The following is a 22,105-nucleotide window of genomic DNA, read 5'->3' on the forward strand; positions in this document are numbered from 1 at the left end:
TACAGCAGGTTTATTCCGCTGGCAGCGTAGGGACGTTGCTGTCGAACCAGGTCTGGTAGATTTTGGCGTAGGTGCCATCGGCGACGATCTTCTTCAGGCCGCTGTTGATCTTGTTACGCAGCTCATCATTGCCCTTGGCCACCGCGATGCCGAAATACTGGCGTTCAAACTTGCTGTCAGAGACCAGTTTGAACTCTTTCTCCGGGTGGGTCTTGATGTAGAATTTGGCCACACCAACGTCACCGACCGCCGCGCCAATGCCGTCTTCATACAGCTCTTGCAGCAGCAGCGGGGTGTTATCGAAGCGCTTGATGGCGGTATTGTTTTTACCCAATACGTCGGAAACCACGATGTCGCCGGTACTGGAGTTCACTACGCCCACTTTCAGGCTTTTCAGCGCGTCGATGGAATCGACTTTAGAATCTTTCGGCACCACGATAGCCTGCTCTGCCGGGAAGTATGGCGCAGAGAAATCGACCATCTGCTTGCGCTTGTCGGTAATGGTAATGCCGGAAATGATGATGTCGCGGTCGCCGGAGTTCAGAGTGGCAAAGATGCCTTCCCACGGCGTGTTCACCAGTTTCACCTGGAAACCTTCCGCTTTGGCGACGGCTTTAATCACATCGATATCGAAGCCTTCCAACTCTTTTTGGCTGTTTTCGAATTCAAACGGGCGATAGGTACCGCCGGAGCCGACGACATAGGTCGGTTCTGCGGCAAAGGAGGCAGTGGAAAAAGCGGTTGCCAGGCAAGCACCGATCAGCACAAGACGTTTTAGCATTGGTTATCCCCGAAAGTAAGTTGAGTAAAGGTTATACATTGGATTTATTTATGCACTTTAGATGCATAAAAATAAACTTACATGAATAAAAACACAACCCCTACCTGATGATGAAAATGCTAATAGTGTAAAATATGAATAATTATTTAAAACGCGGCTGAAATGTCGGTGAAAATACCCTCCATCCAGTTATTCTTACTGCATACTGACTTGGGTGGCGCTGTGCACACATTTGTAGGGGCACCGCATGCCGCGCTCGTTTAGCTTTCAGCTGACAATTGGGTGCTAAACTCAGGAAATTCTTATTCCGCTCGATTGTCGCCGCTGAAAAGCCGCTCCTGCTGTGGAGTCAAACGGAAAGTTGTGGGATGATTAAGCGCTTTTTTTAGGGGGCGGAGATGGGAAAACTGACGCTGTTATTGCTGGCGCTGCTTGGCTGGTTACAGTATTCACTGTGGCTGGGGAAGAATGGTATTCACGATTATGTACGGGTCAATGAGGACGTTGTGGCTCAGCAGAGCAACAATGCCAAACTGAAAGCGCGTAACGATCAGCTGTTTGCCGAAATCGACGACCTGAACGGCGGTCAGGAAGCGATAGAAGAACGTGCACGTAATGAACTGGGCATGATCAAGCCCGGCGAGACTTTCTATCGTCTGGTTCCTGAACCTTCCGGGCGCAACGCGGCGTCTGCCACACAGAACAACCCACCGAAGTAACGCATGAATCCATCCGTAGGCTCCTCCTCGCAGGTGATTGCTGTCCTGCCCGCTGCCGGTATTGGCAGCCGTATGCAGGCCGATTGCCCGAAGCAGTATTTAACCATCGGTCACCAAACCATTCTGGAACACGCGATCCACGCTTTGCTGCGCCACCCGCGTATTAGCCAGGTGATCGTGGCAATCAGTCCCGAAGACCAGCAGTTTAAAACGTTACCGATAGCTCAGGATCCACGGGTGTTAGTCACCGAGGGGGGGCAACAGCGCGCCGATTCGGTGTTGGCCGGGCTGCAATTGGCAGATAACGCCCATTGGGTACTGGTGCACGACGCCGCCCGCCCTTGCCTGCATCCAGACGATCTGGAGCGTTTGCTGGCCATCACGGCACACACCAAGGTCGGGGGCATCCTTGCTGCGCCGGTGCGTGATACCATGAAGCGGGCGCAAGTAGACCAAAACGTCATTGCGCACACCGTTGAACGCCAGGATCTGTGGCATGCGTTGACGCCGCAGCTGTTCCCGCTGGAACTGCTCAAGATCTGCCTGCAACGCGCCCTGGATGAAGGGGCGGCAGTCACCGATGAGGCTTCGGCGCTGGAGCATTGCGGTTACCATCCGCTGCTGGTCGCGGGGCGTTCGGACAATATTAAAGTGACGCGGCCAGAGGATTTGGCGCTGGCCGCGTTCTATTTGACTCAGTTGAACAACTAAAGGAGCGCATCATGCGTATCGGTCACGGTTTTGATGTCCATAAATTTGGCGGCGAAGGGCCGTTGGTGATCGGCGGTGTTCGCATTCCTTATGAAAAAGGACTGCTGGCTCACTCCGACGGCGATGTGGCGCTGCATGCGGCTACCGATGCCTTGCTAGGGGCGGCGGCGTTGGGGGATATCGGCAAGCTGTTCCCGGACACCGATCCGGCCTTCAAAGGGGCGGATAGCCGCGAACTGCTGCGTGAAGCCTGGAAACGCATTCGTGCCAAGGGCTATCGTCTGGGGAATCTGGATGTCACCATCATTGCGCAGGCACCGAAGATGGCACCGCACATTCCTCAGATGCGCATCTTCCTGGCGGAAGATCTGCAATGCCATATGGACGACGTGAACGTCAAAGCGACCACCACCGAACAGCTGGGCTTTACCGGTCGTGGCGAAGGGATTGCCTGCGAAGCGGTTGCCCTGTTGATCAAGGAATAACCGATGGACATGGCCAATCTGACCTGGCTGCACGGCAAGCCTGCGGCCACCGGCGTGCTGAAAGCCAATCCGGAAGACTTTGTGGTGGTTGAGGATCTGGGTTTCGCACCAGATGGCGAAGGTGAACACCTGCTGGTGAACATCCGCAAGAACGGCTGTAACACCCAGTTTGTGGCCGATTATCTGGCGAAATTTGCCGGTATTCATGCCCGTTCTGTCAGCTATGCCGGTTTGAAAGATCGTCATGCGGTGACCGAACAGTGGTTCTGCCTGCATCTGCCGGGCAAAGAATCACCCGACCTTAGCCAGTTTACGCTGGAAGGCTGTGAAGTGTTACAGGCCGCTCGCCACTTGCGTAAGCTGCGTATCGGTACGCTAAAGGGTAACGAATTCACCCTGGTGCTGCGCCAGATCAGCGATCGTCAGGAAGTAGAACAACGTTTGCAGGCCATTGCGGCAGGCGGTGTACCGAACTACTTTGGCAGCCAGCGCTTTGGCCGTGGCGGCAACAACCTGACGATGGCGCGCCGCTGGGCCAACGATGAGATCCGCGTGAAGGAGCGTAGCAAACGCAGCTTCTACCTGTCCGCCAGCCGCAGTGCGTTGTTTAACCTGATCGCCAGCCAGCGTCTGGCTAACCAACAGCAGCAAACCGTGCTGGAAGGGGATGCGTTGCAACTCGCCGGGCGTGGTAGTTGGTTTGTTGCCAAAGCGGAAGAGTTATCTGACCTGCAACAGCGTCTGGACGCAGGTGAACTGATGGTTACCGCCCCGTTACCGGGTGATGGTGAGCCGGGTACTGCTGGGGAAGCGCTGGAGTTTGAACAAAGTTGTCTGGCCCAACAGCCGGAATTAATGAGCTTGTTAAAGCGCGAGCGAGTCGATCCTGCACGCCGGGCTTTGCTGCTACAGCCGCAAAATCTCCAATGGACCTGGTGGGATGATGTCACCGTGGAACTGCGCTTCTGGTTACCGGCAGGCAGTTTTGCCACCAGCGTGGTACGTGAAATTATGCAATTGGCTGGCAGTGACGCGGAGATTTCTGAATAACCCTTTGCAGGGGCGCAGGCGGCGCCCCTGTCATTTAGCCTGCTTAACCGCGGTTAAATACTCCCCCTCTCTGCTACTCCCTCAATTAAACGAATAATTTAATTATAATAAAAAATTATCTCTTTGTTTTTCATGTGCTTGCAATGTAATTTATTATTGCGGAAATATTAATTATTGTTATGTTGAGTTATTTAACTTCCGTACTTATAGTGAGCGCATTGTTATTTAAGTCAAATTAATTACGTCTAATGTTCTGTGGATATTTATATACAGGGACGTGTAGGGTGAACCCATGACAAAAAGATATAAGCATAAATACCTGCTGGGTATTCTTCCCATTCTGTTTTTCTCTGGCTGTGCGCTGGCTAATATGAGTATTTACCCGATGAGCGTCGAGATTGGCGACTCGGGGGCGACGCAAATAAGAGTCATGTCACAAAGCGACGAGGTGCAATTCGTCAAGGTGACCGAAAAGCAAATAATCAACCCGGGCACCAGGCAGGAAAAAGAGATTAGTGTCGACGGCTTTAGCCAGAACTCGTTGGTGATCACGCCGCAGAAGTTGGCGATTTCCGCTGGCAGCCAACGTCTGGTGCGTTTGGTGGCCCTGGAACTGCCCGAAAAGGAAACCGTCTGGCGAGTCTATTTTGAGGGGGTGTCAGAATCTGCATTTGACGATGTGGTGGCTAATGCCAGCCCGCAGGCTCCCTCGACCAAGGTTGGCATCAGTCTGGTCTGGGGAGCGTTAGTGCATATTGCGCCGAAAAGACCAACGGTCAGCCTGAAGCTAGATTCGCAAAGCGGTCTGGTGATAAATGATGGCACGCTGCGTGTGCCGTTGCGAGAGGTGGGTATCTGCGATCTTGCCGGTGCTTGCAACTGGAAAAAAGAAACCGCTACGATATATCCCGGGACCAGACTTAACGTTGCTACGCTTTTTTTTCAGCCAGGTAAAAAATATAAAGCGCGCTATTACCATTGGTTAAAAAAAACCGTTGAAGAAATCGATATACCGGTAAATAACTAATTATTGTCAAATCATGATCCCTATTTTATAGGGGGAGTAAAGCTGGACGTTATCTGTAAAATAAAATGGAGATTTTATGAAAAAGTTGATTAAACCACTGCTGATCGTTTCCACCCTGGCTGCTGCTTTTGCCGTTCAAGCCGTGCAGAAAGATATTACTGTCAATGCCAACGTGGATGCGACGATTGATTTAACCCAGGCCGATAACTCGGCGTTGCCAAGCAGCATCACCATGCAGTATCTGCCGGGCAAAGGGCTATCGCCTTTCAATCTGAATACCAAGATCTGGTCTAACAGCCCTACCGCAGCGGTAAACATTCGCCTGGTGAAAGCGGCAACCCTGACCGACGTTAATGGCAGCGAGACTATCCCTCTGTCCGTCAGCCTGGGGGGGAAAGCACTGACCACGGCTAATCAGGCTTTGACCGCTGCGGATCTGTTCCCCGCGGGCATTACCAATGGTTCAGACGTGTTGCCATTGCGCTTCAGCCAGACGACCCAGGGCGTGATTAAAACCGGTTCTTACACCGGCATCGTTAGCCTAGTCGTGGCCCAGGCAACTCAGACGCCTTAATTTCTTATCTAGCGGTTTGACTTCCGATCCTGTGGGGCTTTTTAGCCCCACTTTTATCCAGGGATGAACAATGGCTTTTCACGCAAGGCTAACAACGGGATTGTTGGTAGGCCTGATGATTATTCATTACGACGCATTAGCCCTTCCTCAGGTACCCGCCGGTTTTGAAGAGTTGGCGCAAGGGCAGGATCTTTGGGTCGATGTTTCCCTCTACGGGAAGTCTCTCGGGCTTTATGAAGCCAATATCAATTTGCAACAGGTTGTTTTCATAAAGCCAGCGGAGCTGATAGCCGCCGTGCAGCAACAATTTAACGACGACCCCGCGTTGGGCACACAACTGATCTCGGCGTTGGCGAAACCGTTGGCGCGTAACGGTAATCAGGCTTGTAGCAGTAACGGCGATGCGCCGAGCTGTGACTATCTGATCACCCAGACGGTGGATATTATCTATGACGAAAATAACTCTCGCGTCAATCTGTTCCTCAACCGTCAGTATTTACCGAAAAAGGTCGCTGGTAGCGGTTTTTATCAGGCTACGGCGGAAAGTGAGAATGCGTTACTGCATCAACAAAACCTGAATTTTGTCGCCGACGAAAACTTTCAGTCGCTGGCTTTGCAGGGCAACGGCTCGCTCGGCGTCACTGAAAACGGCTTCCTGAATATCGACTGGACCTATCTGGGGCAGCACTATCGCCGTGCCAGCCATCAGCAGGCGGACGTCAACAATGCCTATTTCCGGCAGGATTTGTACCAGCGAGTCTATCTGCAAGGCGGCATGATGGATGCGCGCGACATTTTCAGCAACGCAGGCGGCAACATCAACCTCAGCCAGTTACCGATTGGCAAAATTCGTGGCTTACGAGCCGGTTCAACCATGGCCTGGATTAATCAGTCACAGGTTTCCCGTGGGACCCCGGTATCGGTTTTTCTGGCGCGTAATGCCCGTATCGACGCGTTTCGTGATGGGCAACTATTGGCCTCATTTTACCTGAATGCAGGGGCGCAGGAGTTGGACACCCGTACTTTTCCCAATGGTAGTTATACCGTGACGTTACGCGTGTTTGAGGATAACCAACTGGTCAGGACGGAAACTGTCCCTTATACCAACATCGGTGTGGCCCCGTTGAATACTTTTCAATGGTTTCTCCAGGCCGGGGTTGAGCAGAACCGTGATGTTCATCAGGGAGAAGGGGAGCGGCAAGTTGTTCAGGGCGGGTTGCGCATACCGTTGACCGACGCTCTATCTTTGACGGCGGGAACCACGTTACTGAAAGATATCCAGTATTGGGAAGCGGCGGCAGACTGGAGCCATGGCTTTAGCACTGGCCCATTGGATGGGATCTTGACCTCTCGTGTCAGTTACCTATCCGGCAGCGACGGTGCGCGCGGCAACATTCAGCAACTCAACTATAACGACGGTTTTTCGTTGAGCTTCTACCGTTCGGCGATGTCGGTACCTGGCTGTGACTCTCAAGGGGAAAACTACGGTTTCAGCGGTTGTTATCAGAGCTCTAACCTGATGATTTCACTGCCTGTTGCCCAATGGTACACCAACCTTGGCTACTCGCTAAACAGCAATGAGGGGCGTTACCGCTACCGCAGTGAGTTGCTTGATAGCGATAGCCAGCGCCAGGGGGGGGCTCCTTGGGAGCGCATCTATGCGACCCGGGCGCGTAGCCAGACCTGGCAGGTCGGCCTGAGTCGTTCCCTGATGGTTAACGACATTAACATCAACACCAGTATCAGCGCTTTTATGCGCAACGACTCCGGACGGCAGGGGACCGATAAGGGGGGCTATCTCACCCTTAGTCTGTCGTTTTCTGGGCGTAGCGGTAGCACGACTAACAGCACCAGTTCGTTGGGAGCAAGCTATCACAACAGCCAGCGTGGGGCCGGGCAACTCAGCTATAACGCCAACTACAGCCGCTACCTGGACGAAAGTGGGCAAAATGAGCTGGGAGCATCGCTCAGCGGTGTGAACAGCCAGACTTTGAGTGCTGGAACCTATGCACGCAGCAGCGGGCAGTACGGCAATGGCAGCCTTGCCGTCAACGATGCTTATGACAAGGCGAGCAACCGGCATGCTGTTAGCAGCAGTGGCAGTTTTAGCTCTTCTCTGCTGGTCGACCGCACCGGCTTGTATTGGGGGCGTTGGGGGGATGGGCGCCCGTCTTCCGCGATCACGGTTGGGGTAGACAGTGCAGTTGAAAGCCATGCCGCACTGGTCAACGTATCGGTAGACGGAGCTGGTCAGGCAGACGTCCGTAGTAATAGTCGGGCACTGTTTACCGTACCGGGCTATCAGCCGACAACCTTTGATATCAATGAATCACTCAATGCCCCGGCCGGTATCAGCAGTGAAATCCGCCGTGGGGCGGGCACGCGTACGGCGTTTATGGTGCCGGGTAAGGTATTGCGCCGCAATATCGAGGTCACCTCACGCTACACCTGGCTAGGGAGAATGTTGGACGAGCAGGGCAGGCCGATGCTTGACGGTATTCCGCTCAACGTACTTTCCTGGACGCCGTTGAGCGGCGGGGGATTTAGTCTGGAAACCGTCAGGCCGATGAACCAGCTGTATCTGCTGCGTGGTGCTCAGTTTTATCAGTGTGCAATGAAGGTGCAAGCGATCCGTGACGTGGTGCGCTATGTCGGCACCACTCACTGTAACGGAGTGGCTGTGGCAAACATACCGCCAGCCGAACAGAAACAGGCCCAACTGATGACCGCCAGCCAAGATAGCGGCAGAGATGTGCCGATGGCGATGAAGGTGAATTAGGTGATGAATTATGTTATTGAAAAAAATGTATAATTTAAAGGTTTTCATCGTGGGGGCTGTTAACGCCTTTATCCTGTACGGTCTGCTGAGTGCGCAAGTGTTTAGTGCCAATATTGCCCCACAGGCACAGGACACTAAGGTCAATATAACCTTTGATCGTATGAGCCTGCCAGCAAATATCTATATCTGGCAGAACGCCTTTGGGGGGGGCAGCACAGATGGGGTCGCATGCTCGAGTAATGTGACTTGCATAGATAAGGATGAGATTAATAGCCTAACGTGTTATTCCACCACGGATGCAACCAATGGTGCCTGCCAGGTAAACTTGTTCTGGTGGAGGAGTGTTAACAACGATAATTCGAGATATCTGACGCTGCGCTTTACCCACAGCAGTGGGGCGACCAAAGACTTACGGGTCACCTCTATTAAAGAAGATACAGGAAACTATAGTTCCTGGATTAGCGGCGTCATTTTGTCTAAGGGGTTCAATACTTTTATCCCGATGTCTGAGTTGAACAAACTATCTGTTATCGGAGTTTGGCGTGCTGACCTCAAGATGCAGATTAAAGCTTGGGATAACTGTGGCAAATTGACCGTCGGTTGCCCAGGCATTCACCGTGTTGACTGGAAGGCCAATCTGACCCTTAACGTCACAGATTATGGGAATCAGCAGGTTTACCTGCCTGCATTCCCAACCTCGGCACCGGTAATCAACCTGAACCTGAAAACCCGCCCGGGAACCAGTAGTAGCCAGAGCGTCAGCGGCAGCACCAGCCTGGATATGTGCCTCTACGACGGCAATAATTCTGCCAGTAACCGTATCAGTTTGTTATTACAGGACGAAGGTGCTGCGGCAGAGGGACGGCTTGCCGGTCAGTTTTCGATTTACCGTCGCGGTGGTGATAAGGCCAAGGTGCGCGATCGGCTGGATTACCAAGTGAGCGTGATCAACCCAACCACCGGTGCTATGCAAAACCTTGCCAACGGCACAGAGGTGGTCTGGAGCGATACCAACCGCCGCAATATCCAACGGCAGGTGATACTACCCGGCATCAGTACACCTTCGCTCTGCGTACCAGCTCCGCTTACCCTGACGACGCCAACGTTCGCTTTGGCTGATAAAACGTCGGGTGACTACACAGGCACATTACGCATTATCTACACCCCCACGACGCAAACGGCTCAATAGGGAATTGGGCGGCTTTAACCGACAGTTATCAAGGTTGAGGCTTGGATTTTTATCGTGTTTTTACAGGGAGTTTAATCTTGATGTTGTCTGTAAAGTAAGTTGGAGATTTTATGAGAAAGTTGTTTAAACCACCGCTGATGGTGTTCCCCCTGGTTGCCGCCTTTGCCGTGCAGGCCGTGCAGAAAGATATTACCGTCAATGCCGATGTGGATGCCTCGCTTAATGTGACCCAGGCCGATAGCTCGGCGTTGCCTGGTAGCATCACTATGCAGTACCTGCCGGGCAAGGGGTTGATGCCTTACAACCTGAACACCAAGATTTGGTCCAACACTCCTGCCATTGGTGTCTTCGTTCGCTTGGGAAGTGTGGCAACCCTGGCAGATGCAGATGGAAGTAAAACCATCCCTCTGTCTGTCAGCCTGGGGGGCAAAACCCTGACCACGACAAATCAAACGCTGGAAGCTGAGGATCTGTTCTCTGCGGAAATGGCCAATGGTTCTGACGTTTTGCCGCTGCGCTTCAGCCAGACCACCCAGGGCGTGCTTGAGAGCGGAAACTACACCGGCACCGTTAGCCTGGTCGTGACCTTGGCGATCCAGACGATTAGTCCTAATCCTTAACCTCGTATTCAGCGGTTTGAATTCCGACAGTGTTGGCAGGTCTGATGATTATTCATTATGGCGCGTTGACTTTCGCGCTGAGTACCTGCCCCCAAACCGCTCAATAGTATTGGCATAGTGAAAACCCACTCCAGATAACTCACCTCAGCCCCGATTAAGGGAGCATCCTGCCCTGTTGCCACGGGTTAGGGGTGATTTAGCGCCTGTTGAATTGTATAGTAGAGCGTAGTGAAGGCCGTGCAGGCCAATGCTATCAACGGCAGCGAGGTTGGCCTCGCTGTACTACGCTAGTCAGAATGGCTACTACGACAGGTTGGGCTTACTATTGAAAATACTATTAAAAACAGAAAGATGTAGCAAGACAAGCCCAAGCCTGCGTGTTATCGCCATCTTCAAGAAAGTCGTTTAACCGCAAGATGAGAATACTCCTGAGTAACGATGACGGCGTGAGCGCTCCTGGCATCCAGGTGCTGGCGGCGGCATTGCGTCAGTTTGCCGAAATACAGGTGGTAGCCCCCGATCGTAACCGTAGTGGCGCTTCCAACGCGTTAACGCTGGATGCGCCTTTGCGTACGTTGACATTACCTAACGGTGATATTGCGGTGCAGCAGGGCACCCCGACGGACTGTGTTTACCTTGGCGTTAACGCGCTGATGCTGCCAGCGCCAGATATCGTGGTGTCCGGTATTAACGCCGGGCCCAACCTGGGTGATGACGTGATCTATTCCGGCACGGTGGCTGCCGCGATGGAAGGCCGCCATTTGGGCTTACCCGCGCTGGCCGTGTCGCTCAATGGTCATCAACACTATGAGACGGCGGCGGCCATCACCTGCCGTATCTTGCATGCTTTGCAACGCGAGCCGCTGCGGACCGGCAAAATTCTGAATATTAACGTGCCCGATTTGCCCTTGGCTGAGATTAAAGGGATACGCGTGACCCGCTGCGGCAGCCGGCATCCTGCCGATAAAGTGTTTAGCCAACAGGATCCGCGTGGCCAGATGTTGTATTGGATCGGGCCGCCGGGTGATAAATTCGACGTAGGCCCGGATACGGACTTTGCTGCCGTGGAACAGGGCTACGTATCGGTGACGCCATTGCAGGTGGATTTGACCGCCTACGGGGCGCAAGATGTGTTATCAACATGGTTAACCAAAGCAGAGGTTAGCGGGGAATGGTGAACAAACGCATACAAACGCTGCTGGCACAGCTGCGCCAGCAGGGGATCAGGGACGAACGGCTGCTCAAGGCAATCGAAAACGTACCGCGTGAGCGTTTTGTTGACGAGGCTTTTGCCCATAAAGCCTATGAGAATACGGCACTGCCTATTGGTTCCGGGCAGACGATTTCTCAACCCTATATCGTGGCGCGCATGACCGAGTTGCTGAACCTGCAGCCGACTTCACGCGTGCTGGAAATTGGCACCGGCTCGGGTTATCAGACCGCGATCCTGGCACATATGGTGCAGCATGTCTGCTCGGTTGAGCGTATCAAAGGGCTGCAATGGCAGGCCAAGCGCCGCCTTAAGCAGCTTGATCTGCACAATGTCTCGACCCGCCATGGCGACGGTTGGCAAGGTTGGGGCTCGCGCGGGCCTTTTGATGCGATCATCGTGACGGCCGCGCCGCAGGAGATCCCGCAGGCATTGATGCAACAGTTGGATGACGGTGGCATTCTGGTGTTGCCGGTGGGCGAACAGGCTCAGGTACTGCAGTGCATTCAGCGGCGGGGGGATGAGTTTGCCATCAATACCGTTGAGGCCGTGCGTTTCGTTCCCTTGGTGAAGGGGGAGCTGGCTTAGGGCGTACAGAACAAAGTGGCAGATAAATTGCTGGAATATTATTAATTTCCAGTAGAATTGTTCCACTATGTGGTTGTCTTATAGCGTGATCGCATCAATGCGGCTAGCATGGGCGCCACGGTTTTTAGCTCCCTGGCGGGAGATCTGCTGGTTTTCAGGGATCGGCCGGGGAAACCTTGCGTTGTAGAACGATAAAGCTCGGCTACGATGTATAAGGTATTTTGGATCTAACACTGATATTGCTGTCATGGGGGAAGCATGAGCACGGGAAGCCCAATGAGTTCTTTACGCCGAGTTGCGGTGTGTACGATGTTAAGTTTGTGGTTGGTTGGCTGTTCGGATAAAAATTCTGCCTCGGCACCTATCAGCAGCGTCGGTGGAGGTGGGGCCGCCGCATCGGCTAACACCGGTAGTGGCAATGCACCGCAAGGGCGTATCGTTTACAACCGTAGCTATAACGCGATCCCTAAAGGGAGCTACAACGGTGGTAGCTCCTATACCGTTAAACGTGGCGACACGCTGTTCTATATTGCCTGGATCACTGGCAACGATTTCCGCGACCTGGCCCAGCGCAACAATATTCCTGAGCCGTACAGTCTTGAAGTAGGGCAAACCCTGCAACTGGGCAATGGTGCAGGCAACGGCGGCAGTGGGATGTTGGCTGGCGGTAATGGGACGGTGTCAAAACCACCTTCCAGCACTCAGATACAAACTGCAACGGTTGATTCTCAATCAACGAACGCGTATTCTGGTAATTCGAGTAAACAGAATGTAGGTAAAATGTTACCTGCAGCAGGGGCCGTTGTGGCAGGCTCAGCCGCAGCCCCTGTTACCGCACCAGCCGCTACGCCACCGGCGAGCAGCACCGTCAGCAACAGTGCCCCAGTTAGCAGCTGGAAATGGCCAACTGACGGTAAGATCATCGATAACTTCTCCTCATCGGAAGGTGGGAACAAAGGCGTCGATATCTCTGGTTCCCGTGGGCAGCCGATTGTCGCTACCGCCGATGGCCGTGTAGTGTACGCAGGCAACGCTTTACGGGGTTACGGTAATCTAATCATCATCAAACACAACGATGATTACTTGAGTGCCTACGCCCATAACGACACCATGCTGGTCCGGGAACAACAAGAAGTTAAGGCGGGGCAGAAAATAGCAACGATGGGAAGCACCGGAACCAGTTCAGTACGTTTGCATTTCGAGATTCGTTACAAGGGGAAATCCGTAAACCCGCTGCGTTACCTTCCGCAGCGATAGATTGGGCAGAATGCGCTGTATTCTGCTCGCGGTATCACGGGTAGGAGCCGCTTTATGAGCCAAAATACGCTGAAAGTTAACGAGTTACATGACGATGCAGATTTCGATGAGAACGCCATGGAGGCTGAGTCATTTGATGAAAAAGCGCAGGTAGAAGAAGAGACCAGCGAAAATGACTCGGCGGAAGACGAACTGTTGTCTCAAGGTGTTACCCAACGCGTATTGGATGCAACGCAGCTCTATCTGGGCGAAATCGGTTACTCCCCTCTGCTGACCGCAGAGGAAGAAGTTTATTTTGCGCGGCGTGCACTGCGCGGAGACGTGCCGTCCCGCCGCCGCATGATAGAGAGTAACCTGAGGCTGGTAGTGAAAATTGCCCGCCGTTATAGCAATCGCGGCCTGGCGCTGCTGGATCTGATCGAAGAGGGTAACCTTGGTCTGATCCGTGCGGTGGAAAAGTTTGACCCAGAACGCGGTTTCCGCTTTTCCACCTATGCGACCTGGTGGATCCGCCAGACGATTGAACGGGCGATCATGAACCAAACCCGTACCATTCGTTTGCCGATCCATATCGTCAAAGAGCTGAATGTTTACTTGCGCACCGCGCGCGAGCTTTCTCACAAACTGGATCATGAACCCAGCGCTGAAGAGATTGCGGAGCAACTCGACAAACCGGTTGATGATGTCAGCCGTATGCTGCGCCTGAACGAACGTATCACGTCTGTCGATACGCCGTTGGGCGGGGATTCAGAGAAAGCCCTGTTGGACATTCTGACCGACGAGAAAGACAACGGGCCTGAAGACACCACGCAAGACGATGATATGAAACAGAGTATCGTCAAATGGCTGTTCGAATTGAACGCCAAGCAGCGTGAAGTGTTGGCTCGCCGTTTCGGCCTGTTAGGCTATGAAGCGGCTACGCTGGAAGATGTTGGCCGTGAGATTGGCCTGACTCGTGAGCGTGTTCGTCAGATCCAGGTTGAAGGCTTACGCCGCCTGCGTGAAATTCTGCAAATGCAGGGCCTGAGTATTGAGGCACTGTTCCGCGAATAAACGCGTTAAAGCGATAAAATAAAAACGGTGAGCATGGTTGATGCTCACCGTTTTTTTTATGCCTGCGATCCCACTCACCCCAACCCAAAGGGGCTGTCCTGCGTAGGGGCGCTGCATGCTGCGCCCGTGTCAAGGTCAGATGCGGGAGTCAAATTATGGCACGTTCTGTCCCCTCTCCCTTTGGGAGAGGGTTAGGGTGAGGGGAAATGCGTTAGGGTTTAGGTAATAAAACAGCCTCAGACCAGGCTCTTCAACCGGTAGATCCATTCCAACGCCTGGCGTGGCGAAAGGGAATCCGGATCCAGCGTTTCCAACGCCTCAACCGCCGGTGACACTTCTTCGTTCAGCAACGTCATCTGAGTAGCATCCACCGAGCCTGCCGCCGTCTGGCTGGAGAGGCTTTCCAGTTCACGCAGCTTCTGGCGTGCACGCTTGATCACATCCCGCGGCACACCGGCCAGCGCCGCTACCGCCAAGCCGTAGCTTTTACTGGCAGCGCCATCCTGCACGCTATGCATAAAGGCGATGGTATCACCGTGCTCCAGCGCATCCAGATGCACGTTAACTACGCCCTCCATTTTCTCTGGCAAGGTGGTCAGCTCAAAGTAATGGGTGGCAAACAGCGTCATGGCCTTGATGCGGTTGGCCAGGTTTTCGGCGCATGCCCAGGCCAGAGAAAGTCCGTCGTAGGTGGAGGTGCCCCGGCCAATCTCATCCATCAATACCAGGCTGTTTTCCGTGGCGTTATGCAGGATATTGGCGGTCTCGGTCATCTCTACCATAAAGGTTGAGCGGCCAGAGGCCAGATCGTCTGCTGCCCCCACACGGGTAAAGATACGATCCACCGGCCCGATGGTGGCTTTTGCCGCCGGAACGTAGCTGCCAATATGTGCCAACAGTACGATCAGTGCCGTTTGCCGCATATAGGTACTTTTACCACCCATGTTGGGGCCGGTAATGATCAGCATCCGGCGCTGAGGCGAGAGGGAAACCGGGTTGGCAATAAAGGGTTCTTTCAACACCTGTTCCACTACCGGGTGGCGGCCATCGATGATGCGGATGCCGGGCTGCTCGCTGATGGTCGGGCAGGCATAGTTGAGCGTTTCGGCCCGCTCTGCCAGGTTGGCCAGGACATCCAGCTCGGCCAGTGCTCCAGCGCTCTGTTGCAGTTGTTCAAGGTGCGGTAACAGTAGATCGAACAGTTCGTCATACAGCCCTTTTTCGATCGCCAACGCTTTCCCTTTGGAGGTCAGCACCTTGTCTTCATACTCTTTCAGTTCTGGAATGATGTAGCGTTCCGCATTCTTCAGCGTTTGGCGGCGTACATAGTGGATCGGCACCAGATGGCTCTGGCCACGGCTGACCTGAATGTAGTAACCATGTACACCGTTGAATCCGACCTTCAGCGTATCAAGGCCCAGCTTTTCGCGCTCGCGGATCTCCAGACGATCCAGATAGTCGGTGGCACCGTCGGCCAGCGCCCGCCATTCATCCAGCTCTTCGTTATATCCCGGGGCAATCACGCCGCCATCACGCACCAGCACCGGCGGGGCTTCCACAATGGCGCGCTCCAGCAGTGCCTGTAATTCATCAAACTGGCCGACTTGTGACAGCAGTTTTTGCATCTGAGGCGCTTGGGCGTTTTCCAGCTGTGCGCGGATATCCGGCAACTGTTGGAAGGCATGGCGCATGCGAGCCAGATCGCGTGGGCGAGCCGTGCGCAGTGCCAAACGAGCCAGAATACGTTCCAGATCGCCAACCTGGCGCAGTGGCTGCTGTAGATCGCTGCTAATTGGCTGCAATGCGGCAATGGCCTGTTGGCGGTTGTTCAGCACCTGAACGTCGCGGGTGGGCATATGCAGCCAACGCTTGAGCATGCGGCTACCCATCGGGGTAACGGTGCGGTCGAGGATCGCGGCCAGGGTATTTTCACTGCCGCCGGACAGGCTTTGGGTGATTTCCAGGTTACGGCGGGTAGCTGCATCCATAATGATGCCGTCTTGCTGACGTTCCATGGTGAGGCCACGGATATGCGGCAGCGAGGTACGTTGTGTATCTTTGACATATTGCAGCAGGCAGCCCGCCGCGCGCAGCGCCTGATGGGCCTGCTCGACGCCAAAGCCGCTCAGATCGCGGGTACCGAACTGCAGGTTCAACTGCTGGCGTGCGGTATCCAGCTCAAACTCCCACAGCGGGCGGCGGCGTAGCCCATGGCGCTGTTCGATCAGCGTCATTTGCTCGAAGTTTTCCGGGTACAACAGCTCCGCCGGATTGGTACGTTGCAGCTCGGCGGCCATGGTTTCGAGATCTTCTGGCTGGGCAACGCGGAAGCGGCCGGAGCTGAGATCCAGCGTGGCGTAGCCAAAGCCGCGGCCATCCTGCCAGATAGCGGCCAGCAGGTTGTCCTGACGTTCTTGCAGCAAGGCTTCATCGGTGATGGTGCCTGGGGTAACGATGCGCACCACTTTACGCTCGACCGGGCCTTTGCTGGTGGCCGGATCGCCAATCTGCTCGCAGATCGCGGCCGATTCCCCAAGCTGTACCAGCTTGGCGAGATAGTTTTCCACCGCGTGGTGAGGTACACCCGCCATTGGGATAGGTTCACCTGCTGAAGCACCACGTTTGGTCAGTGAGATATCCAACAGCTGAGAGGCGCGCTTGGCATCGTCATAGAACAGCTCGTAGAAATCCCCCATCCGATAGAACAGCAAGATCTCCGGATGCTGCGCCTTAAGGCGCAGGTATTGCTGCATCATTGGGGTGTGCGAATCGAGTATTGCGCTGCTAGTCATAACGTTACCGTTTCCAATCCATTGAATTCAAAGTTGATTGTGATTCTTGTTGTCATCATTAGCTATCACGTTGCCTCATAAAAACCGCCAAAACGTTCAGGATGAGCAACAATCAGGGCTGCTCAAATAAATCAATCGGTTGGTCAAAGAATTGAGCATATATGACCGGCAAACAGGCTGGCAAACCTTTGTGGCTCAAAGCCTGGGTAATGACGAGATTGACGGATAAAAACCAGGCCAAACTCGGCAAGATCCGAGGCTTACGTGCCATGGGCCGCCAGGATCGTTTTCAGCCGCTATACTAGCCCAGCAGGCAACGGGCTGTCACAGCCAAAAATTGGAAGCACTACGCAAACTGGATATTTAATGGCCTAACGGAGGTTGTCATCGCACAAATAAATCAGAAATGAAGGCGTTTTTGCTACCGCGGACCTGAATGAGAGGAGAACATCTAACAAGCAAAATGCAGCAACATTGGCAACGGTTTTGGCTGATAACATGCGTTGACAAGATATGTAGATAGGAGTCGTGATGAGTGGTGCTAAAAAAGCCGTGGTATTTTATATCAAACCTTCCCGCGAACAGATTGTTCGTTCTGTGGTGACTTCTACAGCCAGCGAAACCGGTCAATCATCAGATAAAAACGAAGCCTCCCTCAAAAGCCCTGCGTGAAAAGTTTGCCTACCTTAGCCTGGGGGGGTTAAGCGTTTTCTAGCGCTCTGCTAATCCAATGCTTCATAGGTTCGTCGTCCATGCTCATTCCTGCGTGAATAGCAGAGATATACCGCTGCTAATCTTGCTCCCAGCTTTGGTAATCCACCGGATGGTTACCTCCCTGAATGTCAGTGACGAGGCACAGCCGCATTTTCCTGATGACGGTACAACGTGCCGATACCGCATTCGCCCAAAGTGCTTCCTTGCGGGTATGAATGGCCCTCTGCTTGCCCTATATGCTGTAGGTTGCTCGTATATATATTTTGGCATAGCACATATTGACTCTGAAAGTTTGACGGACCTTATATCTGAGAATCTCGCCGATCAGCTATTAACGAGTGAAGCCGTTCCGCGTATCAATAGAAAAATCAAAACTTAAAAATAAGCCTTGATTCGTTTAGGTATTCTGATGGTTATTTAATTGCTGGGCTTTATCGAATACCTTGACGTTATGATAGGACCGTTCATGGCTGGTTTAAATGGGACTTTTCTCTTTATTTTCTCTTGTTGTCTTATAATTAACGCTTTTGCCAAATAAATACTAGCATAAGCGATTATAAAATATAAGAAAGATCGGTTATGCTTTTTTTGGGGTTATTACCAGAAATAAAATTGATTGACGATAATTCTTTTGTAAGAATATACTGATATAGCTGGGTGGTAAAGAGGGTGGTATTATTATGGATATACCAGGGTAAGGTGATGAAATTGGTTTGCTTTGCATGGAACTAGTAGATAAAAGGTGACGCGATGGCGTGAAAGGGTGATGTTTCGCCTCAATTGCTACAGTCGTATCAGGCGTTTTTTCCTAAAAAAAGAGCATGAACCTCAGTGAGAGGAAGCTGCGCTTGCATCAGTGTGCCAGAAATTAATTTTGGTTTGCTCTGCCCATTGTATTAGAACCTGGATATCTACTATAGACGATATTTGGTCGCCTGCTTTTGGCGATCATAAAATCTGCATGTTCCAATATGGATGGATTATTTTTACCAGGAGGTAAGTATTCCAATGATTCTAATAGATTCGAATTATTCCTGTGCTTTAAGCAAAATAACCTTTAAATCGATCGTCGAATCCTTAAGGCGTGAGCCAACGCCTGCCTTGCAGCATAGCGAGGGATCAATCGCTTTTGTTGATGGTGATTCTGCTAATATTTACAGCGTTGTCAAGTCGGTGTATGAATTACGTAAGAGCAGCAAGGTGGTTTATATGGTGACGTTGCTGTCAAAAGATAAAGACTGCTCCTCTGTTATCAGGCATCTATCCGATTACGTGGTAGATAAAAAAATCACCTATGACGAGCTGGATAGGTTGATCCGCACCATGATTGCGACCAAACCCAAGATATTGGCGGATAATGTGTTTGGCGATGTTTGGGGGGATATACTGAAGTCTTCCCAAAAAGAGTACCTGGTGTTGAAGCTGTTGCTGGATGGCCACAGTCAATACCAGATAGCCAAGATGTTAAATCTATCGATAAAAACCATCAGTGGATATAAGGTTAAGGCGATCAAAAGGCACGGAGCCAGAAACTTCAATGAACTCTATATGCTAAAGCTAAATAATAATGCTTAACATCACCTGATAGGCAAGGTATCTGAATTGGAGCCGGGAAGGGGAGGTGTTTAACTTCCCCGTACCCATGGCAACATTCGCACTTTGCCATCGGTAATGAAGATACGTATTAATCGATGCATATACCCATGCCAATACTATGGTCTCCTCTGAGGATCAGGGTGAAATTTCGTGCCGCATGCCGGCAACCCTGCCGATCAGGTTAAGCAAAATAATGACTTTAGCGCTTTCTATCACTCACCTCAGATGTCCCGAATCTACATTATATTCCATTAAATTATTAAAATTCAGCACTAAAACCTATAAATAACGTATTTACAGTTATAAGTAACTGCGTGATAACTTTTTCTGTAACTTAAACCTCAGATTGATGTGGATCGCGGTTAGCGGGCTTTTGTTCTGACAGGCGCAACTTCAATCATCAGCGGTAACGCTAAGTTCAGAACCAGGCAGACATCGGCTAACCCCATTAAGGGGTTGACCTCTGACGTCGATGAGCAACGAGGACGGTTATTCTGGATAGCCTTGGCCTGGTATTTCGCAAAATTAAAGTATTATCTTTGCAGGAAGTCGCCAATGTTTTTATTTGACACTAATTACCCTTGTCCTTTGAGTAAAGTCGCTTTCGCTTCAATGATTGAGGTTTTAAACTCGGAATTACAACCCAGCTTGCATTATCATGACCGCTACGTAGCCTTTGTTGATGGCGACTCAACCGATGTGCACAACACCATAAAACAGATCTATGACCTGCGAAAGAGTAACAAGGCTGTTTATGTGATCACTCTGCTTTCTAAAGATAAAGAGTGTTCCGCAGTGATTAAACATCTGTCTGATTTTGTGGTGGATAAAAAAATCGCCTTTGCCGATCTGCAGAGTCTGGTCAGTGTCATGGGGGCGGCAGAGCCCAAGGCATTGGCAGATAATATCTTTGGCGATATTTGGGGCGAGATCCTGAAGACCTCGCAGAAAGAGAACCGGGTATTACAACTGTTGATCGAGGGTTACTCGCAATCGCAGATAGCCAAGATGTTGCACCTATCGATAAAGACGGTCAGTGGTTATAAGGTTAAGGCGGTAAAGCGGCATGGTGCAAGAAACTTCAATGAGCTGTATATGCTAAAATACGGTAACAGTTTATCGGGCGTGTAATAAGCCTCTATGCGATGGCGTTGAATGTAAACATTCGGCCATCGCACTTATGGGAGGGGAAAGAAGTCCGTTTTACTGTTCTGTAATAAGCTGCCGGTTATTGGCTACTGATGCACATCATCACCGGTGAAAAACCATTCCACAATAAATAACCATCACCAACCGTGGTGATCCTTAACCGTCGATTTTTGACTGAAAAGTCAAAAATGGACTGGTTGAACAATTCATTAGGCATATCATCGCTGGCTTTCTTGATGACGTCTACCAGTTGTATCGCCAGATAGCCATTATCTTCATAGCGATATTCAAAACTGATGTTACGCAGCAGGTGGTACTTTATGGCGCCAGCATTATCCCTGACCGTGGCTGAAATGCCCATTTCCCCCTGGCGCTTACCATTAATATGTAAACTCATCACGCCCTTGGTTTGCAAATCACTTTGTACCAGGAAAAACGAGGAACAGCTTATTTTCGGGCCCAACTCGGTGACAAAAAATTTATGCATCAGGAGATTAAACAGTAGCGCTGCGGCTACCAGGACAATGGCAAAGGCTCCGACCAGCTTGCCAGGACGATTATTTAGCAAAAACATAGACGGCCCTACAGTCAGAGAAGTGAGACAAGGTACGATCGCTATCAGCGCAACGGGCTATAAACGCCCTGCCGGACTGTTGGTAGGCATAGTGTTCGCCTGACTGAAAAATAAATACCTCATTGTTGATACATGGCGCATGAGCAGTAGATAATTCTTGCGCCAGTTGCTGTTTACGTGCAGCGGTGTAAGGCGAACCCTCAGAAAGGCCATAGACTGGGCAGGTGTCAATCATGCCAATTTTAAACAACGTCGATTTGGGAAAGCTGTAGTCCAGGCGGCCGGTGGCGGAACGAAAAGGTTGCAGGATCAACAAGGTTGAGATAATGACGCTGAATGCGAGCAACGCAGGCTTATACCATCCGCGTAGCCTTGACTGTTGTTTTGCAGGTTGGGCTTCGGCGATCGCACTGACTACGCTCTGTGGCGTTTCCAGGTTGCGAGACACCATTTCCCCGGTGATATAAAACCCCATTCTAGGAACGGTTTTGATGATCTCTTCGTCACAGCCTAGTTCACTCAATGACTTACGGATCAGAGAGATATACTGATTAACCGAGTTATTCGACGGTTCCAGGCCATACTTGTCCCAAATATTATTGAGCAATTCTTCTCTACCCACCATTTTATCGGCGTTTTCCAGCAGGTAGGTGAAAAGCCGGGCAGGAATGGTGGTTAAGGAGAGCCTTCTGTCGGGCTGCGCGATGTTCCACATCGCCCCGTCTTCGCTTCTGAACGCCACCGTATTAAAAATCGTAAAAACCATCTCCCCCCCTTGTAAGTGGCGGCCTGACAGAGCGCCGCTCTCCACTGCTGCTTGGCCCTGGTACAGAGTTGCAGTTTCTCTGCCTGATTATAGTGTATCTGCGTGGCCAGCGGTTTCGACATTGTGCGCTCCTTTTATACTATGCATTGGTAGCTAATGGGCAGCAAAAAACGTTGCATAAATGTAAATAAGAGATTTTGAGTGCCGATAATTGTTATCTCGTGAAAATTTAGATGGTTTTTTTTGGTTATTTTTACCGCCAAATCGGTTTGTTTTAAATGCAATCCATTAGACATTTCCTAGTCCATACAGGCGGTTGCGATTACGTCTGTAGGACTCGGCTATTTTTATAAGACAGTGAGAGAAAACAAGGAGGAACGTCCTATTTAAGTATTTTCAGCTGGCGCTATTATAGCGCCAATCCTAAGCAACGGCATTATTGTTGGGTAGTGATAAAAGGCGTGACATGTG

Annotated in this window: 21 protein-coding genes; 17 read left to right on the plus strand and 4 right to left on the minus strand. The window is 51.7% G+C overall.

The genetic code is table 11. The features are described 5' to 3' along the window. Positions 1-10: 10 nt before the first annotated feature. Positions 11-781: a basic amino acid ABC transporter substrate-binding protein gene (locus ACRDCA_RS08325; protein WP_438689111.1), complete on the minus strand. Its 771-nt coding sequence runs from the start codon at positions 779-781 to the stop codon at positions 11-13. Between the two features lie 398 nt (positions 782-1,179). Here ACRDCA_RS08325 and ftsB point away from each other — a divergent pair, with 398 nt between their 5' ends. The 13 genes from ftsB to rpoS all read left to right on the plus strand — a co-directional run bounded on the left by ftsB (position 1,180) and on the right by rpoS (position 14,043). Beyond that, positions 1,180-1,500 (plus strand): cell division protein FtsB, encoded by a 321-nt coding sequence (gene ftsB, locus ACRDCA_RS08330; RefSeq protein ID WP_438689112.1) that lies wholly within the window; start codon positions 1,180-1,182, stop codon positions 1,498-1,500. 3 nt (positions 1,501-1,503) lie between these two features. Next, positions 1,504-2,211 (plus strand): 2-C-methyl-D-erythritol 4-phosphate cytidylyltransferase, encoded by a 708-nt coding sequence (gene ispD / locus ACRDCA_RS08335; protein WP_438689113.1) that lies wholly within the window; start codon positions 1,504-1,506, stop codon positions 2,209-2,211. Between the two features lie 11 nt (positions 2,212-2,222). Further along, positions 2,223-2,696: a 2-C-methyl-D-erythritol 2,4-cyclodiphosphate synthase gene (ispF, locus tag ACRDCA_RS08340; RefSeq protein ID WP_021179414.1), complete on the plus strand. Its 474-nt coding sequence runs from the start codon at positions 2,223-2,225 to the stop codon at positions 2,694-2,696. Positions 2,697-2,699: 3 nt separating this feature from the next. Next, entirely contained in the window at positions 2,700-3,746 is a 1,047-nt protein-coding gene (gene truD / locus ACRDCA_RS08345; RefSeq protein WP_438689114.1) for a tRNA pseudouridine(13) synthase TruD, read from the plus strand. 292 nt (positions 3,747-4,038) lie between these two features. Beyond that, entirely contained in the window at positions 4,039-4,773 is a 735-nt protein-coding gene (locus tag ACRDCA_RS08350) for a fimbrial protein (RefSeq protein ID WP_438689115.1), read from the plus strand. Positions 4,774-4,849: 76 nt separating this feature from the next. Beyond that, positions 4,850-5,347, plus strand: coding sequence for a CS1 type fimbrial major subunit (locus ACRDCA_RS08355; RefSeq protein WP_438689116.1), 498 nt, complete (start codon positions 4,850-4,852; stop codon positions 5,345-5,347). A gap of 70 nt (positions 5,348-5,417) precedes the next feature. Beyond that, on the plus strand, positions 5,418-8,126 hold the full coding sequence (locus ACRDCA_RS08360) for a TcfC E-set like domain-containing protein (protein ID WP_438689117.1): 2,709 nt from the start codon (positions 5,418-5,420) through the stop codon (positions 8,124-8,126). 160 nt (positions 8,127-8,286) lie between these two features. After that, positions 8,287-9,315 (plus strand): CfaE/CblD family pilus tip adhesin, encoded by a 1,029-nt coding sequence (locus tag ACRDCA_RS08365; protein ID WP_438689191.1) that lies wholly within the window; start codon positions 8,287-8,289, stop codon positions 9,313-9,315. A 110-nt stretch (positions 9,316-9,425) separates the two neighbouring features. Then, positions 9,426-9,935: a CS1 type fimbrial major subunit gene (locus ACRDCA_RS08370; protein ID WP_438689118.1), complete on the plus strand. Its 510-nt coding sequence runs from the start codon at positions 9,426-9,428 to the stop codon at positions 9,933-9,935. Positions 9,936-10,351: 416 nt separating this feature from the next. Then, complete coding sequence (gene surE / locus ACRDCA_RS08375; RefSeq protein ID WP_438689119.1) at positions 10,352-11,113, plus strand: 5'/3'-nucleotidase SurE; 762 nt, start codon at positions 10,352-10,354, stop codon at positions 11,111-11,113. After that, positions 11,107-11,733, plus strand: a complete 627-nt coding sequence (locus ACRDCA_RS08380) for a protein-L-isoaspartate(D-aspartate) O-methyltransferase (RefSeq protein ID WP_025122016.1) — start codon at positions 11,107-11,109, stop codon at positions 11,731-11,733. Before surE ends, ACRDCA_RS08380 begins: the two co-directional genes overlap by 7 nt. A 276-nt stretch (positions 11,734-12,009) precedes the next feature. After that, the gene (nlpD, locus tag ACRDCA_RS08385) at positions 12,010-12,990 is read left to right on the plus strand and encodes a murein hydrolase activator NlpD (RefSeq protein WP_438689120.1); all 981 of its coding nucleotides are present in this window, start codon (positions 12,010-12,012) and stop codon (positions 12,988-12,990) included. 54 nt (positions 12,991-13,044) lie between these two features. Then, entirely contained in the window at positions 13,045-14,043 is a 999-nt protein-coding gene (gene rpoS, locus ACRDCA_RS08390; protein ID WP_438689121.1) for an RNA polymerase sigma factor RpoS, read from the plus strand. 236 nt (positions 14,044-14,279) lie between these two features. Here the strand turns inward: rpoS and mutS are convergent, their stop codons facing one another. Next, positions 14,280-16,835, minus strand: coding sequence for a DNA mismatch repair protein MutS (gene mutS / locus ACRDCA_RS08395; protein WP_438689122.1), 2,556 nt, complete (start codon positions 16,833-16,835; stop codon positions 14,280-14,282). A gap of 161 nt (positions 16,836-16,996) precedes the next feature. Here mutS and ACRDCA_RS08400 point away from each other — a divergent pair, with 161 nt between their 5' ends. The 4 genes from ACRDCA_RS08400 (at position 16,997) to ACRDCA_RS08415 (ending at position 20,276) form a co-directional block, all read left to right on the plus strand. Further along, the gene (locus ACRDCA_RS08400; protein ID WP_438689123.1) at positions 16,997-17,140 is read left to right on the plus strand and encodes a hypothetical protein; all 144 of its coding nucleotides are present in this window, start codon (positions 16,997-16,999) and stop codon (positions 17,138-17,140) included. A 226-nt stretch (positions 17,141-17,366) separates the two neighbouring features. Next, positions 17,367-17,507, plus strand: coding sequence for a hypothetical protein (locus tag ACRDCA_RS08405; protein ID WP_438689124.1), 141 nt, complete (start codon positions 17,367-17,369; stop codon positions 17,505-17,507). A gap of 1,050 nt (positions 17,508-18,557) precedes the next feature. Then, complete coding sequence (locus ACRDCA_RS08410; protein ID WP_438689125.1) at positions 18,558-19,124, plus strand: helix-turn-helix transcriptional regulator; 567 nt, start codon at positions 18,558-18,560, stop codon at positions 19,122-19,124. Between the two features lie 576 nt (positions 19,125-19,700). Beyond that, positions 19,701-20,276: a LuxR C-terminal-related transcriptional regulator gene (locus tag ACRDCA_RS08415; protein WP_438689126.1), complete on the plus strand. Its 576-nt coding sequence runs from the start codon at positions 19,701-19,703 to the stop codon at positions 20,274-20,276. A gap of 97 nt (positions 20,277-20,373) precedes the next feature. Here the strand turns inward: ACRDCA_RS08415 and ACRDCA_RS08420 are convergent, their stop codons facing one another. Both ACRDCA_RS08420 and ACRDCA_RS08425 read right to left on the minus strand, forming a co-directional pair. Then, entirely contained in the window at positions 20,374-20,868 is a 495-nt protein-coding gene (locus tag ACRDCA_RS08420) for a hypothetical protein (RefSeq protein WP_438689127.1), read from the minus strand. Continuing rightward, positions 20,852-21,634 (minus strand): winged helix-turn-helix domain-containing protein, encoded by a 783-nt coding sequence (locus ACRDCA_RS08425; protein WP_438689128.1) that lies wholly within the window; start codon positions 21,632-21,634, stop codon positions 20,852-20,854. The genes ACRDCA_RS08420 and ACRDCA_RS08425 overlap by 17 nt, the downstream gene beginning before the upstream one ends. Positions 21,635-22,105 lie beyond the last annotated feature (471 nt).

The sequence above is a fragment of the Serratia sp. (in: enterobacteria) genome, assembly GCF_051654945.1.
Taxonomy (GTDB): Bacteria; Pseudomonadota; Gammaproteobacteria; order Enterobacterales; family Enterobacteriaceae; genus Chania.